At 53.2% G+C, this 14,817-nt stretch carries 17 protein-coding genes; 9 read left to right on the forward strand and 8 right to left on the reverse strand.

Annotated elements, in window-relative coordinates; genetic code table 11:
* Positions 1-14: 14 nt before the first annotated feature.
* From KB213_RS02740 to dapB, 6 genes are all read right to left on the reverse strand, one after another.
* Complete coding sequence (locus KB213_RS02740) at positions 15-929, reverse strand: FAD-binding protein (RefSeq protein ID WP_211680511.1); 915 nt, start codon at positions 927-929, stop codon at positions 15-17.
* Positions 929-1,678 (reverse strand): electron transfer flavoprotein subunit beta/FixA family protein, encoded by a 750-nt coding sequence (locus KB213_RS02745; protein WP_211680512.1) that lies wholly within the window; start codon positions 1,676-1,678, stop codon positions 929-931. Before KB213_RS02745 ends, KB213_RS02740 begins: the two co-directional genes overlap by 1 nt.
* 83 nt (positions 1,679-1,761) lie before the next feature.
* Entirely contained in the window at positions 1,762-3,402 is a 1,641-nt protein-coding gene (locus KB213_RS02750; RefSeq protein ID WP_211680513.1) for an electron transfer flavoprotein-ubiquinone oxidoreductase, read from the reverse strand.
* A gap of 57 nt (positions 3,403-3,459) precedes the next feature.
* Positions 3,460-4,161 carry a tRNA (guanine(46)-N(7))-methyltransferase TrmB gene (gene trmB / locus KB213_RS02755; protein ID WP_211680577.1) on the reverse strand — a complete coding sequence of 234 codons (702 nt, stop codon included), beginning with the start codon at positions 4,159-4,161 and terminating at the stop codon, positions 3,460-3,462.
* Positions 4,161-5,345 carry a methionine adenosyltransferase gene (metK, locus tag KB213_RS02760; protein WP_068171567.1) on the reverse strand — a complete coding sequence of 395 codons (1,185 nt, stop codon included), beginning with the start codon at positions 5,343-5,345 and terminating at the stop codon, positions 4,161-4,163. Before metK ends, trmB begins: the two co-directional genes overlap by 1 nt.
* Before the next feature lie 214 nt (positions 5,346-5,559).
* On the reverse strand, positions 5,560-6,303 hold the full coding sequence (dapB, locus tag KB213_RS02765) for a 4-hydroxy-tetrahydrodipicolinate reductase (protein WP_068171570.1): 744 nt from the start codon (positions 6,301-6,303) through the stop codon (positions 5,560-5,562).
* 143 nt (positions 6,304-6,446) lie between these two features.
* Here dapB and KB213_RS02770 point away from each other — a divergent pair, with 143 nt between their 5' ends.
* The 6 genes from KB213_RS02770 (at position 6,447) to KB213_RS02795 (ending at position 11,138) form a co-directional block, all read left to right on the forward strand.
* Positions 6,447-7,055, forward strand: coding sequence for an FMN-dependent NADH-azoreductase (locus KB213_RS02770; RefSeq protein WP_211680514.1), 609 nt, complete (start codon positions 6,447-6,449; stop codon positions 7,053-7,055).
* Positions 7,056-7,193: 138 nt separating this feature from the next.
* The gene (ychF, locus tag KB213_RS02775; RefSeq protein ID WP_211680515.1) at positions 7,194-8,288 is read left to right on the forward strand and encodes a redox-regulated ATPase YchF; all 1,095 of its coding nucleotides are present in this window, start codon (positions 7,194-7,196) and stop codon (positions 8,286-8,288) included.
* Positions 8,281-9,549, forward strand: coding sequence for a glutamate-5-semialdehyde dehydrogenase (locus KB213_RS02780; protein ID WP_211680578.1), 1,269 nt, complete (start codon positions 8,281-8,283; stop codon positions 9,547-9,549). Before ychF ends, KB213_RS02780 begins: the two co-directional genes overlap by 8 nt.
* 38 nt (positions 9,550-9,587) lie before the next feature.
* On the forward strand, positions 9,588-10,169 hold the full coding sequence (locus KB213_RS02785; RefSeq protein ID WP_408903702.1) for a nicotinate-nucleotide adenylyltransferase: 582 nt from the start codon (positions 9,588-9,590) through the stop codon (positions 10,167-10,169).
* Between the two features lie 35 nt (positions 10,170-10,204).
* The gene (gene rsfS, locus KB213_RS02790) at positions 10,205-10,678 is read left to right on the forward strand and encodes a ribosome silencing factor (protein ID WP_068171574.1); all 474 of its coding nucleotides are present in this window, start codon (positions 10,205-10,207) and stop codon (positions 10,676-10,678) included.
* Between the two features lies 1 nt (position 10,679).
* Positions 10,680-11,138 (forward strand): 23S rRNA (pseudouridine(1915)-N(3))-methyltransferase RlmH, encoded by a 459-nt coding sequence (locus KB213_RS02795; protein WP_068171578.1) that lies wholly within the window; start codon positions 10,680-10,682, stop codon positions 11,136-11,138.
* Positions 11,139-11,179: 41 nt separating this feature from the next.
* On the opposite strand, the gene KB213_RS02800 is transcribed toward KB213_RS02795, so the two are convergent.
* The gene (locus tag KB213_RS02800; RefSeq protein WP_211680579.1) at positions 11,180-11,830 is read right to left on the reverse strand and encodes a CHAP domain-containing protein; all 651 of its coding nucleotides are present in this window, start codon (positions 11,828-11,830) and stop codon (positions 11,180-11,182) included.
* A 187-nt stretch (positions 11,831-12,017) separates the two neighbouring features.
* On the reverse strand, positions 12,018-12,368 hold the full coding sequence (locus KB213_RS02805) for a RidA family protein (protein ID WP_211680516.1): 351 nt from the start codon (positions 12,366-12,368) through the stop codon (positions 12,018-12,020).
* A gap of 153 nt (positions 12,369-12,521) precedes the next feature.
* On the opposite strand from KB213_RS02805, the gene KB213_RS02810 reads away from it, so the two are divergent.
* Genes KB213_RS02810 through KB213_RS02820 form a run of 3 tightly spaced genes read left to right on the forward strand, consistent with a single transcriptional unit; the run spans position 12,522 to position 14,660 of the window.
* Positions 12,522-13,169 carry an MBL fold metallo-hydrolase gene (locus tag KB213_RS02810; protein ID WP_211680517.1) on the forward strand — a complete coding sequence of 216 codons (648 nt, stop codon included), beginning with the start codon at positions 12,522-12,524 and terminating at the stop codon, positions 13,167-13,169.
* Between the two features lie 28 nt (positions 13,170-13,197).
* Entirely contained in the window at positions 13,198-13,698 is a 501-nt protein-coding gene (locus KB213_RS02815) for a DUF192 domain-containing protein (protein WP_408903704.1), read from the forward strand.
* Positions 13,695-14,660, forward strand: coding sequence for an SDR family NAD(P)-dependent oxidoreductase (locus tag KB213_RS02820; RefSeq protein ID WP_211680518.1), 966 nt, complete (start codon positions 13,695-13,697; stop codon positions 14,658-14,660). The genes KB213_RS02815 and KB213_RS02820 overlap by 4 nt, the downstream gene beginning before the upstream one ends.
* The last annotated feature ends 157 nt before the right edge of the window (positions 14,661-14,817 follow it).

A 14,817-nucleotide genomic window follows, 5' to 3' on the forward strand; every position in this document is an offset into this window, starting at 1 on the left:
TTGAACTTTACGTTTTACAGAGCGTGTTCGAGTTCTGGTAAAACGGTGAACAGATCAGCGACGAGGCCATAATCAGCAACGCGAAAGATGGGGGCTTCCGGGTCTAGATTAATGGCAACGATAACGCGGCTGTCTTTCATTCCGGCAAGATGCTGGATGGCGCCGGAAAGGCCGACAGCAATATACAGTTCAGGCGCAACGATCTTACCAGTTTGACCGACCTGTAGTTCGTTTGCAGCAAAACCAGAATCCACAGCGGCACGAGATGCGCCAATGGCGGCACCTAATTTATCTGCGACGGGCTCTAGGAGTTTAAAGTTTTCTGCATCCTTCAAGCCTTTACCGCCAGAGATGACGACGCGAGCAGATTCGAGCTCGGGGCGTTCTGAGGTGGAAAGGTTTACGGAGATGAGGTCAACTGCGGGTACGTTTGAGGCTGAGCTGAGGGAAACGGCCTCAATGGCTGCGCTGCCACCTTCGTTGGCGACGGCATCAAAGTTTGCACCGCGGACGGTGAGGATTTTGATACTGTCCGAAGAACGTATGGTTGCGAGGGCATTACCAGCATAGATGGGGCGGACGAAAGTCTCAGCATCTTTGATGGCAACGACGTCAGGAATAGGTTGAACATCTAATAACCCGGCTAAGCGGGGGAGAATATTCTTACCGACTGCTGAAGCCGCACTGACAATATGTGTGTAGTCAGAAGCAATCTCTGCCAAGAGGGCAGCGGCTGGTTCTGCTACAGCATCGGAGAGTGACTCTGCATGGCGGACGCGCGTGACGCCTGGGAGGCGTGCAGCAATTTCTGCGCCAGCACCAAGTACGAGGACATCAACGGGGCCGAAAGCACTGGCGGCCGTGATGGCGGAGCGTGATGCTTGGCGTACGGTACCGTTTTCGATTTCCAGAAGAACGAGAGCTGTCATCAGATCACCTTTGCTTCCGTCTTGAGCTTCTCGACCAGTTCAGCAACGCTGTTGAGCATGACGCCAGCTTGGCGCTCTGCGGGTTCAGCGACGGATACTGTTGTGAGGCGTGAGGCAGTATCAACGCCAAGGCTGCTCAGTTCCAAGGTTTCGAGAGGCTTTTTGCGGGCCTTCATAATATTGGGAAGGGACGCATAGCGTGGCTCGTTGAGGCGCAGATCGGCCGTGATAATCGCGGGAAGCGGGACGCCATAGGTTGCGGAGCCTCCATCGATTTCACGGGTGACTTCTGCACGTTCGCCGTTGATTGTGACCTTGCTGGCGAAGGTGGCTTGTGGCCAACCGAGCTTAGCTGCCAAGATTTGGCCGGTCGCGTTCATGTCATCATCAATGGCTTGTTTGCCCATGCTGACGATGCCGGGGTTCTCGCGCTCGATGATCGCTTTAAGCGCATTCGCGACAGCGCGTGGCTCAAGCGTTTCATCGGTTTTTACGAGGATAGCGCGGTCTGCTCCCATGGCCATAGCCGTGCGCAGCACGTCTTGCGCCGCTTGAGCACCGATGGTGACGACCACAACTTCCTTAGCCGCTCCGCTTTCGCGCAGACGGATCCCTTCTTCGACGGCGATTTCGTCGAACGGGTTCATTGACATTTTAACGCCCTGCGTATCGACGCCGCTGCCATCCGCGGAAACGCGGACTTTCACGTTGTAGTCGACCACGCGCTTGATCGGCACTAATACTTTCATTGTCCAATCCGCCACATTCTAACTTCACAAAGCGGAGACAAGGTAGCTGAATTGGGCGGGGAAGTCACATCCCCTTCACATATTTACATGCCGACGGGATAGTTCGGGCCGCCGCTGCCTTCAGGAGTGCACCATTCGATGTTCTGTGTGGGGTCTTTAATGTCGCAGGTTTTGCAATGTACGCAGTTTTGCGCGTTGATCCGTAGATCCCACTCGGTGGCGCTTTTTTGCTCCTGTTCGTAAACGCCAGCGGGGCAGTAACGGCTTTCAGGTGAATCATAAAGCGTATGATTTATGGGGCCCCAGATTGCTGGATCACGCAATTTCAGGTGAATGGGCTGGTTTTCTTCGTGGTTTGTACCGCTGAGGAAAACGGAGCTGACCCGATCGAACGTGATTTTATGATCTGGCTTTGGGTAAGCAATGGGCTTTGTTTTTGCGGCAGGGCGCAGAGTTTCGTGATCTGCATGTGGGTGATGCAAGGTCCATGGTGCGCGGCCACGCAGCAGCATGCTGTCGATCCCGGCATAGAGTGCGCCGAGTTTTGCGCCCCATTTAGCAAAAGCTGGGCGGATGTTACGGACGCCATGGAGTTCGCTCCAAAGCCATGAGTTGCGCAGGCGCTCTTCAAGGCTGAGAGCTTGGACTTCGTCGTTGCTTAGCGCATCTGCGACGGCTTCAGCTGCGAGCATGCCGGATTTCATGGCGGTGTGTGTGCCTTTGATTTTGGGCACATTGACAAAGCCAGCAGAGTCACCTGCGAGAACGCCGCCCGGGAAGGTTAGGCGTGGGATTGACTGGAGGCCACCTTCGGAAAGAGCTCGGGCTCCGTAGATAATGCGTTTGCCACCTTCAAAATGAGGGCGGAAGGCAGGGTGATTTTTAGTCCGCTGCATTTCTTCGAATGGAGAAAGGTGCGGATTTTGATAATCGAGGCCGGTGACAAAGCCGTAGCTGACGAGGTTTTTGCCGAAATGGTATAGCCATGCGCCGCCATAAGTATGATCATCGAGGGGCCAGCCAAAGCTATGCTGGACGAAGCCCGGGCGATGATTTTCTTCAGGGATTTCCCAGACTTCTTTGATGCCGAGGCCATAAGTTTGGGGTTCGACGCCGTCACGCAGGTTGAAGTGGTGCATGGCATGGCCGGATAAAGAGCCGCGTGCGCCTTCGGTGAGGATGGTTTGGCGTGCACGAAGGATCATACCGGGAGTGAAGTTTGCACCTTGCGATCCGTCACGCTCGATGCCCATATCGCCCGTGACGATGCCGGTGACACGGCCATCTTCGATATGCAACTGGGCACCTGAGAAGCCTGGATAGATTTCGACTCCCAAGGCTTCAGCCTGCTCACCTAACCAGCGGCAGACTTCTCCTAAAGAGACAACAAAATTCCCGTGATTAGTCATGTGTGGCATGACTAGGTTAAGGCCGGGAATAGGAAAAGCGCGTTTTTCAGTAAGGAAGAGCACCTGCTCTTCTGAGACTTCGGTGCGCAGAGGAGCATCCGTCTGGCGCCAGTCTGGCAGAAGTTCTTCGAGGGCGCGTGGTTCAATAACGGCGCCAGAGACGATATGAGCGCCGATTTCACTTCCTTTTTCGATCAAGCAGACGTTGAGGTCAGGTGAGATCTGTTTGAGACGGATTGCGGCGGATAGTCCGGCGGGGCCGCCTCCAACAACTACGACGTCAAACTCCATTTCGTCGCGTTCGATCTCTGTCATGTACTTAGACCCCTGCTTGAATCGGGAAAGTGGAAAACGGGCTAACGCGCAGGTGCGTTAGCCGCGTCGTGTAAATGTCCAATAGAATGGTTGGCGGCCCTCGCGAAATGCTTTGCTTTCATAGCGGGTAGGCGACCAGCCTTCTGGACGTTCAGTGGCGTAAGGTGGTGCATCAAACAGGTCTTGTTTGTGCATGACCTCTTCAACCCATTCTTGATAGACGGGGTGGTCACTGGCGACGCGCCAAACAGCGCCCGGTTTTAGTGCGCGGGCTAAGAGAGCGATGTTTTCTGGATGGACAAAGCGGCGCTTGGCGTGGCGTGCTTTTGGCCATGGGTCCGGGAACATCAGATAGGCGCGGTCCAGGCTGTTTTCAGGCAGGCTTTTGAGAAGAAGGCGTGCATCTTCCGCCCAAAGACGTAAATTCTTTGGTGGTGTTGCGGTTTCTTCTTCGCCTTCTGGTACCAGACGAGACAAGAGCGAGCATAAGCCGTTCTCAAACACTTCCGAGGCGATATAGCCGACGTTTGGGTTGAGACGGTGCTGGTCGAACGCGTGTTCGCCGCCGCCGAAGCCAATTTCAAGAAAGACACCAGAAAGGTCGTCTCCAAAATCAGAGGCTGGGTTTTCTGGTGTTTTCAAGGAGAGCCGTGGCAGCGACACTTCGAGCAGTCGCTGCTGACGGGCCCGGAGCGGGTGGCCGCGTTGGCGGCCGTAGAGGCGCTCCGGTTGAGATTTAAGAGACGTAGTCAGGGGAATTACCGATTGAAAGCGTTGCGCAGTGCGTCGACGAGATCAGCCTGTTCCCACGTGAAGTTGTCCAGCGCTGCGTCAGGCGTACGGCCGAAGTGACCATAAGCTGATGTTGGCGTGTAGATTGGACGGTTCAGGCGCAGGTGCTTGCGGATACCGCGTGGTGACAGGTCAACGAGTTCATTGAGGATGGCGCCGAGGCGCGCTTCGTCAATGTCTTTGCCGGTGTTGTCCAGATCAACATACACAGAGAGCGGCTTGGAGACGCCAATTGCGTAGCTGAGCTGGATGGTGCAACGGTCTGCGAGTTCAGCGGCAACGACGTTTTTCGCGAGGTAACGCGCAGCGTAAGCGGCAGAACGGTCAACCTTCGTTGGGTCCTTACCGGAGAATGCGCCACCACCATGAGGAGCTGCACCGCCATAGGTGTCTACGATGATTTTACGGCCGGTCAGACCTGCGTCACCATCGGGGCCGCCGATGACGAAGTTGCCTGTTGGGTTTACGTAAAACTCGTCTTCTGGGCACATCCAGCCTTCTGGCAGAACGTCGCGTACGACATCGCGCAGTGTTTCGCGGATGGTGTGCTGGCTCATGCCTTCAACGTGTTGCGTTGAGATCACGACAGACGTTGCGCCGACCGGCTTGCCGTCAACATAGCGTAGTGTGACTTGGCTTTTTGCGTCTGGCAGGAGGCCTACGCCACGTGCGTCACCATTTTTACGGTAATCACGGACGCGCTCGAGGATGTTCTGTGCATAGAACAGTGGAGCTGGCATAAGTTGCTCTGTTTCGCGTGTTGCGAAACCGAACATGATACCTTGGTCACCAGCGCCTTCATCTTTATTGTCTGCGCTATCAACGCCTTGAGCAATGTCAGCAGATTGAGCGTGCAGGTAAGACGTGATGTCTGCGTGCTTCCAAGAGAAGCCTTCTTGATCGTAGCCAATATCTTTGATGGCTTCGCGTGCGCGATCGATCAGCGTGTCCTCGACAGATTTCGGGCCGCGTACTTCACCAGCCAGCATGACGCGGTTGGTTGTGACCATGGTTTCGCAGGCAACGCGTGCTTCTGGATCTGCTTCAAGATAAGCATCCAGAACGGTGTCCGAGATACGGTCAGCAACCTTATCAGGATGACCTTCAGAAACGGACTCAGATGTGAAGAGAAAATCGCCGTAATTGCGCACTCAGGGACCTCGCAGGGAATGAGTGGTGAAAAGGACCGCACCAGCTATTCCGGCTTTTGAGAAAGCAGGGATTTACGGTAACGGTATTTCGGAATGGGACCACTTGACGGAATTGTCTTGCTAGGTCAAGGGAAATGTTAAGTTTTGGCGACGTTATTTGGAATGATGTCGTAAGGAGGCACGGCTTTTGAAAAGGCTGTGCCTCAACATCTGATTACCTCGTCGTTCTAAGCGTATCAGCCATGTTGTAGAGGCCGGGCTGTTGATGAGCTAGCCACCGTGCAGCGTGTACAGCACCGCGTGCGAAGACGCGTCGGTCTAGGGCTCGGTGAGAGAGGGTGATTTCTTCATCAGCGGCGAGGAGCATAAGGTCATGTGCGCCGACGACTTGCCCACCACGTAGTGATGCAAAGCCAATAGCACCATCAGGACGTAAGCCGTTTTGGTCTGTGCGTGCGACGTCTTTGAGTGTGACGCCGCGCCCTTGGGCTACAGCATCGCCGATGGCCAGCGCAGTGCCGGATGGTGCATCGAGTTTTTGTCGATGATGTGTCTCGACAATTTCGGCATCATAGTCAGGGAGAGCAGCGCCGATTTGACGTGCTAAATCTAAGAAAATTGTGAGTGCGGGTGAGAAATTCGCAGCTTGTAGCACCGGAATATGGTGGCTGGCATCAATGACGGCTTTTTGGGCGGCATCATCTAGCCCTGTTGTACCAAGTACCCATGCGCAATGATGGCGGCTGAAGCTTTCGGCATGACGTAGGATTGTAGCAGCATTGCTGACATCGATGATCACGTTCGAACGTTGAGCGAGTTCATCTGGGGATGATGTAATGTGCTCTTCAGGGATGGGGTGGCGTGAAATGCCGCCAGAAAGTGCCGTTCCTGCTTCTTGAGCACAGAGGGAGCCGAGGCGGCCAGTGATGCCTGCGATGCCGATGCGTAGATCTGTCATGTGGTTAATTTGAGCGGAAAACACTTGAGGAAAGCAAGAGGGAACACTGTGGGATGAGTGTTTCTTGAATTCGGCTCTTGCCAAAATTGTACAAGCGTCTCTTATCATAGGTTCGGTAAAAATCGAACTTATGGATTAAGACTATGACCAAGCTTCTGCATATCGATTCCAGCATTCTGGGTGATCATTCTGCGGGCCGTGCTTTGGCGGCTGAAGTGATCGCGCACTTTAAAGCGAAAGAGGTTGCGCTTGAAGTAACCTATCGTGATGTTGTGGCACAGCCATTGCCGCACCTTGATTTTGAGTTATTTTCTCAGCAAGGCAAAGATATTCCCGCAGATGCGCCTCGTCGTGAAGACCACCTGGAATCTGCTCAGGTTCTGGCGGAGTTTGAGGCAGCAGATATTATCGTGGTTGCGTCGCCGCTTTATAATTTCGGGGTTCCATCTCAGCTAAAGGCTTGGATTGATCGTTTTATGGTGGCTGGCCGGACATTCCGTTATGTGCCGACGGGGATTGAAGGTTTGGTTGGTCAGAAGAAGATTGTTTTGGTGGGGACACGTGGTGGTATTTATGAAGCCGGCACCCCCGCGGCGGCATTTGAGCATGACGTCTCTTATCTGAAGGCTGTTTTTGCATCTTTGGGCCAGCAAGATGTCACCGCGATTATCGCTGAGGGTTTATCGCGCAATGGTGGTGCGAACCGTGAGGCGATCTTGGCCGCAGCAAAAGAAAAGATTGCAGCGCTTTAATCTTTCTTTTTTCGTGAAGACTATCGGGGTTTTTGTGCCCCGATGGTTGTCCGTTACGCTGGTTTCTGCGAACAGAAGGCAACGAGTGTATTTTATAAAGCCGTAGCCTGTGCTGCGCTGACGTAACGGGAGTATAGAATGGGTTTCAATTGCGGCATTGTTGGCCTACCGAATGTTGGTAAGTCCACGTTGTTTAATGCTCTGACCGAGACGGCAGCAGCGCAAGCGGCGAATTACCCATTTTGTACGATTGAGCCAAATACGGGCCGTGTGGCAGTGCCGGATAAGCGTTTGGATGTGCTGACGCAGATTGGTGGTTCACAACGTTCTATTCCGACCAGCCTTGAGTTTGTTGATATTGCTGGGCTGGTGCGTGGTGCATCACGTGGGGAAGGGCTGGGCAACCAGTTTTTGGCGAATATCCGTGAGACAGATGCTATTATCCATGTGTTGCGTTGTTTTGAGGATGACGACATCACGCATGTTGAAGGTGGCGTAGACCCTGTTCGTGATGCGGATATTATTGAAACAGAATTGATGCTGGCAGATCTGGAGAGCTTGGAAAAGCGCCAGACAAATCTGCAAAAGCGTGCACGCGGTAATGACCGTGAAGCGCAAGCTCAACTGGAATTGATGGAGCCGCTGATTGCGGCGCTGCGTGATGGTCGCCCGGCACGTACGGCTGTGCCAGAAGGGCAAGAGAAAGAAGCAGCACGGCTTCAACTGTTGACGACGAAGCCGGTTCTTTACGTTTGTAACGTTGAAGAATCGTCTGCTTCTGAGGGTAATGAACATTCTGAATCTGTACGCAAGCGTGCGGAAGCAGAAGGTGCCGCGATTGTGATCGTGTCTGCGGCGATTGAAGCAGAGGTCAGCCAGTTACCGCAGGAAGATCGTGGTGATTTCCTTGAAGGTTTAGGCTTGAATGATAGTGGCTTGGATCGTGTTATTGCTGCGGGTTATCAGCTTTTGGGCTTGAAAACGTACTTCACGGTTGGCCCGAAAGAAGCGCGTGCATGGACGATTACCGAAGGGACACGTGCACCTCAGGCCGCTGCAGTCATTCATAATGACTTTGAGCGTGGCTTTATTGCTTGTGAAACTGTTGCATACGATGATTACGTGACGTTCAAGGGTGAAGCTGGCGCCAAGGAAAACGGCAAGCTTCGCATTGAAGGTAAGGACTATGTTGTGGAGGATGGTGATGTCTTGCTGTTCCGCTTCAATGTCTGACGCTGGGGATGAGGCTTCTGTTGTTGTACAGGAGCTAACGACCCGGGCCCGTCGTGCGGCGCGTGCTTTGGCGCGAACGGATACTGAAACTCGGAATCGGGCGTTGAAAGCGGCGGCGCGGGCTTTGCGTACACGTTCGGCCGAGATTGTTAGTGCGAATCAGCGTGATCTGGATGGGTTAAGTGTTGAACGGAATGCTGCATTTCGTGATCGTTTGACGCTTACGCCTGATCGTGTTGAGGCGATGGCTGTGGGGTTAGAACAGGTTGCGGCGTTGCCGGACCCTGTGGGGCGTGTTCTGCATGAGTGGACGCAGCCTAATGGCTTGAACATGCGGCGTGTGGCGGCTCCGATTGGGGTGATCGGCATGATTTACGAAAGTCGCCCTAATGTTGGGGCAGATGCCGCAGCCTTATGTATTAAATCGGGTAATGCTGTGGTGCTGCGCGGGGGCGGTGAAAGTCTGCACTCTGCGCGGGCCATTCAAGCCGCCGTTGAAGCGGGGTTGCAAGAGGCAGGGCTTGATCCGGCGTGTGTGCAGATTATGCCCAGTGCTGACCGTGCGTTGGTTGGGGCATTGTTGCAGGCTTCGGGCGGGGTAGATTTGATTATCCCTCGCGGTGGTAAGTCTCTGGTCGAGCGTGTGCAGCGCGAGGCACGTGTGCCTGTGCTCGCTCATGCAGAGGGTCTGTGTCACACCTATATTCATGCGAGTGCGGATGTTCCGATGGCGCGTAAGGTGCTGTTGGATGCAAAATTGCGGCGCACGGGTATTTGTGGCGCTACGGAAACGGTCTTGGTGGATGCTGCGATTGCGCTGCAGATTCTGCCGCTTTTAGTGGATGATTTATCTGCTAAGGGTTGTGCGTTCCGGGCAGATGCGCGGGTTCGGGCTATTGTGCCGAGCTTGCCGGAAGCGACACCTGATGATTTTCATACGGAATGGCTGGATGCTGTTTTATCCATCGCTGTGGTGGATGGTGTGGAAGAGGCTCTGGATCATATTGCGCGTCATGGTAGTAGCCATACGGAAGCAATTATTGCTGAAGACCCTGATGTGGCGGCTGTCTTCCTGAATGGGACAGAGAGTGCTGTGGTGATGTGGAATGCGTCAACGCAGTTCTGTGATGGTGGTGAATTTGGCTTTGGGGCTGAAATTGGCATTGCCACCGGGCGTATGCATGCGCGTGGTCCTGTCGGCCTCGAGCAACTGACGTGTTACCGTTATGAGGTGCGTGGCACCGGACAGGTGCGCGGCTGATTAGGCTTCCGAAATACGGTGATGGTCGCCGGGTAAAAGTGGGTCTTTTGGGGGGCTCCTTTAACCCGGCGCATTATGGTCATATTGAAGTCGCGAAATGCGCGCTGGTAACATTGGGGCTGGATGAAGTCTGGCTGATGGTGTCACCGGGGAATCCGTTGAAGTCTCGTGACGGAATGGCGTCTTTTTCTGCGCGTTTGGCCTCTGCACGGCGTTTGGCGGATGGACGGCGGATTCGCGTGACGGATATCGAGTCCCGCTTAGGGCAGCGTTATACGTATCGGACCGTCGTGGAGTTGCAGCGTCGGTTTCCTCATATTTCGTTCGTGTGGGTTATGGGGGCAGATGGGCTGGCACAATTTCACCGTTGGCGAGATTGGCGGCGTTTAGCGCAGCGGATTCCGATAGCGGTTGTGCCGCGCCCTGGAAGTTTTGCTTCAGCATTGCATGGGCCTGCAGCCTCTGTTTTGAGGCGTGCACGAAAGCCAGTACGACAAGCAAAATTACTATCTCGGCCCAATGCGTGCGGTTGGTCGTTCCTTTCTGCGCCGCAGAACGATATATCAGCTACAGCATTGCGTGAATCTGGACAGGTCTGTCTGGATCCGGACGAGGAGTAAAAGTTATTACAACGCCATCAGAACACGATACCGACCTGAACGGAGCTACCCCAGAGAAGGCTTCTTCAGCACGTAAAAAAGCGGTTGCTGCGGGGCCGCAAAAAGATGTTCAGCGTGTTGAGGCTGTTGAGCCAGATACGCTAACGAAGATGCTTGAGGTGATTATCGGCAGCCTTGAAGATGATAAAGCTGAAGATATTGTCACGATTGATTTGACCGGCCGCGCAAACTTTGCGGACCGTATGGTCATTGCAACGGGCTTTGTTGACCGTCAGATCGCGTCAATGGCGCATCATATTGATAAAAAGCTGGCTGAAATCGGCTTTAAGCGCGTTTTGGTTGAAGGCGCGAATGGCAGTGACTGGGTGCTTTTGGATGCTGGTTACGTCGTCGTTCATCTCTTCAAGCCAGAAAGCCGTGAGATGTATGGTCTTGAGAAAATGTGGGGCGCTGACCTTGATGCCGTTGAGGCAGAATTGCCTGTAGGAAAGGACAGCGAGGCTTCTTAAAATGAAGCTGGTTGCTGTTGGCCGATTAAAGGCTGGGCCGGAGTTGACGCTTTTTGAGCGTTATGCGGCTCGGTTGCGCCCTGCGATGAGTGTGCACGAAGTGCCTGCTGCGCGGGGATCTGTTGTAGAACAAAAGCGTAGAGAAGCTGCTGCGCTTTTGTCGGCTTGTCCGGATAACGCATTTGTTGTGGTGTTGGATGAGGGGGGGCGTGTGTATGACAGCCCTTCCTTTTCCCGTGCGATGACGAATTGGCAGGGAACAGGCCGACCAATTCATTTTTTGATTGGTGGCGCTGAAGGACTGGAGCGTAGCGTGTTAGAGCGCGCTGATGCTGTTATGTCTTTTGGTTCGATGACGTGGCCGCATATGTTGGTGCGGATTATGTTGGCGGAACAAGTGTTCCGCGCTCAAGCGATTGCGACCAATCACCCTTACCATAAAAATAGCCGTCCCGATTAATCGAGACGGCTTCGCTTTGTGCGTATTGAACGCAGATATTTTTAGCGGATCGAACGGTTAAGCGCGTCGGCATCGATGGAATCGCTCGGTGCTGATGCGACTTCTGTGCTGTGTGGCATATGTGTTTCACGCGCCAGAGCAGGAACTTGATCCGGTGCTTGGTGCGGGTAGATGAAGCCGTAAGTTGGGTAAATGCTGCCGAGGCGGTCTTTATTGCCATTCAGAGCAACGCGCACAGCGCTCCAGTCATTGCGCGGCGAAACATCTACAACGCGTACATGACGGGCAATACCGTTTGCTGCCCAGTGAGATTGGTCAATGAAAATTGTGCGGCTGTTTGCAATTTCGCGCACAACAGCGACGTGCCCGAGTGGCATGCGGCGGATGCCACGGAAATTGAGGACGGAACCAGAGGAGGGAGCATGGCCGCGTTCATAACGTCCTGCGGCATTGTACCACCAATCCCGAGCATTACCGTGAAGTTTTACTTCAGATGCCGTTTTTGCAAAGGCGACGCACTGTAAAACATGGCTGCCACCACGGTGGTGAGCAAATGCAATGCGTGTGCCATGGGTATGATGATGTGAGGCCGTATGATGATGATGCGAGGTGCGCGCCATCGCTTGTCCTGAGAGTGCTGCGAAAGCAGCAAACACGAACGCAGAGAGCAAGGTCTTGGGGCGGCGTAGCATCGTCGTCACGGATTCGTCGTCCTGCTGGTGGTATGTGGTGTTTAGGTGACAGGCAGGTAACAATCTGCTTGCAACTCTGGCAAGAGAATAATGCAAGGCAGAGCGCTAAATTTTTCTTGTTTTAAAAAAATGTTTCAATTTAGCGTTCATGCCTTGTTTTCACCTTATTTGTGGGGGTGAAAAATTCTTATTTTGTGGTCACTAACATCACTTCAACGAGCATGCGGGGGTCTGCGAGGATCGCTTGAACGCAGGCGCGTGCTGGGGCGAGGCCTTCGGGAATCCAAGCGGACCATAATTCGTTGAATGCAGCGCGGTCATTAATGTCTTTAAGCCAAATTTGCGCTTGTAGTAGGCGGGTATTGTCGGTGCCATGCTCTTCTAGAAGGGCATCAATTTGTTCGAAAATGTCTTTTGTCTGCCCAGTAACATCAAGGGAGAGATCACGTGCGACAACGCCCTGTGTGAAGATGAAGCCATGATATTCAACGGCTTTAGACATCACGGGGTTTGGTTCTGTACGCAGGATGCGGCTCATAGCGCGGCTCCAGAAAAAGAGAAGAAGACGATGTACAATGAGGCTGTGGGCCTGACCGGTCAATCACGGTTTGTGATATAGAGGGTCTCTGTCGAGCTCATGTGCAAGGGGAGCCTTGTATGGAGTGCATTTTGTTGCGAGAGGAGCCTGCGAATGGGCCATTTGACATGCCAACGGGTTCCTGTGACGCCATTGCGGCAGAATTGTATGATTGTTGCGAATGAGGCTGGGCGTGCTGTCGTGGTAGATCCCGGTGGCGATGTGGCTGATATTTTGTCAGCGTTAGGCAATGTGCAGGTCGAGGCCATTATGTTGACGCATGGGCATTTGGACCATGCGGGTGGTGCTGATGAATTGCGGGATGCGCTTTCTAAGAAACAAGGAGCATTGGTGCCGGTTTTGGGGCCCGATCGGCGGGATGCTTTTTTGTTAGAGAGTATCTGTGATCAGGCGGCTGCTTTTGGTTTGCCCGGTATGCGGAATGTTCTGCCGGATCAATTTCTAGAGCACGGGGCGCAGCTCTCCTTATTAGGAACTGTGTTTGAGGTGCGGCATGTGCCGGGCCATACGCCAGGGCATGTGGTGTTTGTGAATCAAGAGGCAGGCTGCTCTTTTGTGGGCGATACGTTGTTTCGTCAGACTGTCGGACGTACGGATTTCGCTTATGGTGATTCAGAAGGGTTGATAAAGGCAATTCGTTCTGAGCTGCTGTCGTTGTCGGATGAGATGATCGTTTATTGTGGGCATGGTATGCCAACAACGATTGGGGAAGAACGGAAGAATAATCCTTTCTTTCAATGATATGTTTTAAGATGCGGGGACTTTGAGAATGGCAGTGTCGATGCGTTTCGCGATGGCGGCTTGTTTTGCAGTAGGGATATTGTCTGTTGGTGCCGGGATGGCGGAAGAGCCGATTACACGGGCACAGCCTCAACTGCCGGTGCAGAATTTGACGATTACGTCTCAGGATGGGCAGGCGCATCTTTTCCATGTGGAAATGGCGTTTACGCCGCGGCAGCAGGAAATTGGTGAGATGTTCCGTACGCATTTGCCAGAGAGTGAGGGGATGTTGTTTGTCTGGCCAACCCCACAGAACTCTGACATGTGGATGCGCAACACGTTGGTGCCTTTGGATATCGTGTTTATCGATCAAACACATCATATTCATGCGATTGCAGAAGATGCTGTCCCTTTGAGCGAAGCTATTTTGAGCAGCCAAGGTGCAGTGGCAAGCACGCTGGAACTGGCCGGCGGTGTAACGGCTAAGATGAATATACGCGTCGGTGACCTTGTGAGTGGTCCTGCGATAGAGGCTAAATCCCACCCGTGAAGGTTCTTGTAACAGGTGTAGCGGGCTTTATTGGCTCTCACGTTGCTAAAGCGCTGCTGGATCGTGGCGATGAGGTTGTGGGTGTTGATAGTTTGAATGCGTATTACGCCCCCGCTCTAAAGCAGGGGCGTCTGGCATGGCTGGCAGAGCGCGCGGGCTTTCTTTTTGTACAGGCCGATATCGCTCATCGTGAGGCGATGGAAGCGGTGGTGAAGAATCACCCTGATATTAGCCATGTAGTGCATTTAGCTGCGCAAGCTGGCGTGCGTTATTCTTTGGTTGATCCATATTCCTATGTTCATTCGAACATTATGGGGCATGTGGTTCTGTTGGAAGTGTGCCGTCAGCTGGATGGGTTGGAGCATTTTGTTTATGCGTCATCCTCATCTGTTTATGGACGCAATCGCTCCTTGCCCTTTGCTGAGACGGATGCCGTGGATGCGCCGGGATCTTTATATGCTGTTACAAAGCGGAGCGGTGAGTTAACGGCATCAGCTTATGCTTTTCTGCACGGTATACCTCAGACTGGGCTAAGGTTCTTCACGGTTTATGGTCCGTGGGGGCGACCCGATATGGCATATTATGGGTTTGCCGATGCGATTATGAGTGGAAAGCCTGTTACCTTATATGAGGGGCAGGATCTGTCGCGGGATTTCACTTATATAGATGATATTGTTGAAGGCGTTCTGGTGATTATGGGATATCCGCCAGTTGCCGGTGATGCACGGATTTTAAACTTGGGTGGTGATCGCCCACAAAAAGTTACGCGTTTGATTGAGTTGTTGGAGCAGCATCTCGGTCGTAAGGCGGTGATTGAACGTTTGCCTCGGCCTTCGGCGGATATGGAAAAGACCTGGGCTTCATTGAAGGACGTGCAGGAGTTATGCGGTTGGGCGCCCAAGGTTTCGTTGGAGCAAGGGGTTGAGGCTTTCGCAGATTGGTACCGTGAATATGAAAAGTGATTTTTTTCATTTTTATGATTGACGTTTATTTTATTGGTGTTTATAAGCCGCTTCACCGCACTGGACGGGTCCTTTTGAGGGTTTGGCATTGTGGCTTAGAAAGAGTTCTTTGACAATTGAAGATTGATGAATTGGAAGGGATATGTTGGCGGCGTTT

This window comes from Neokomagataea anthophila, assembly GCF_018122595.1.
Taxonomy (GTDB): domain Bacteria; phylum Pseudomonadota; class Alphaproteobacteria; order Acetobacterales; family Acetobacteraceae; genus Gluconobacter; species Gluconobacter anthophilus.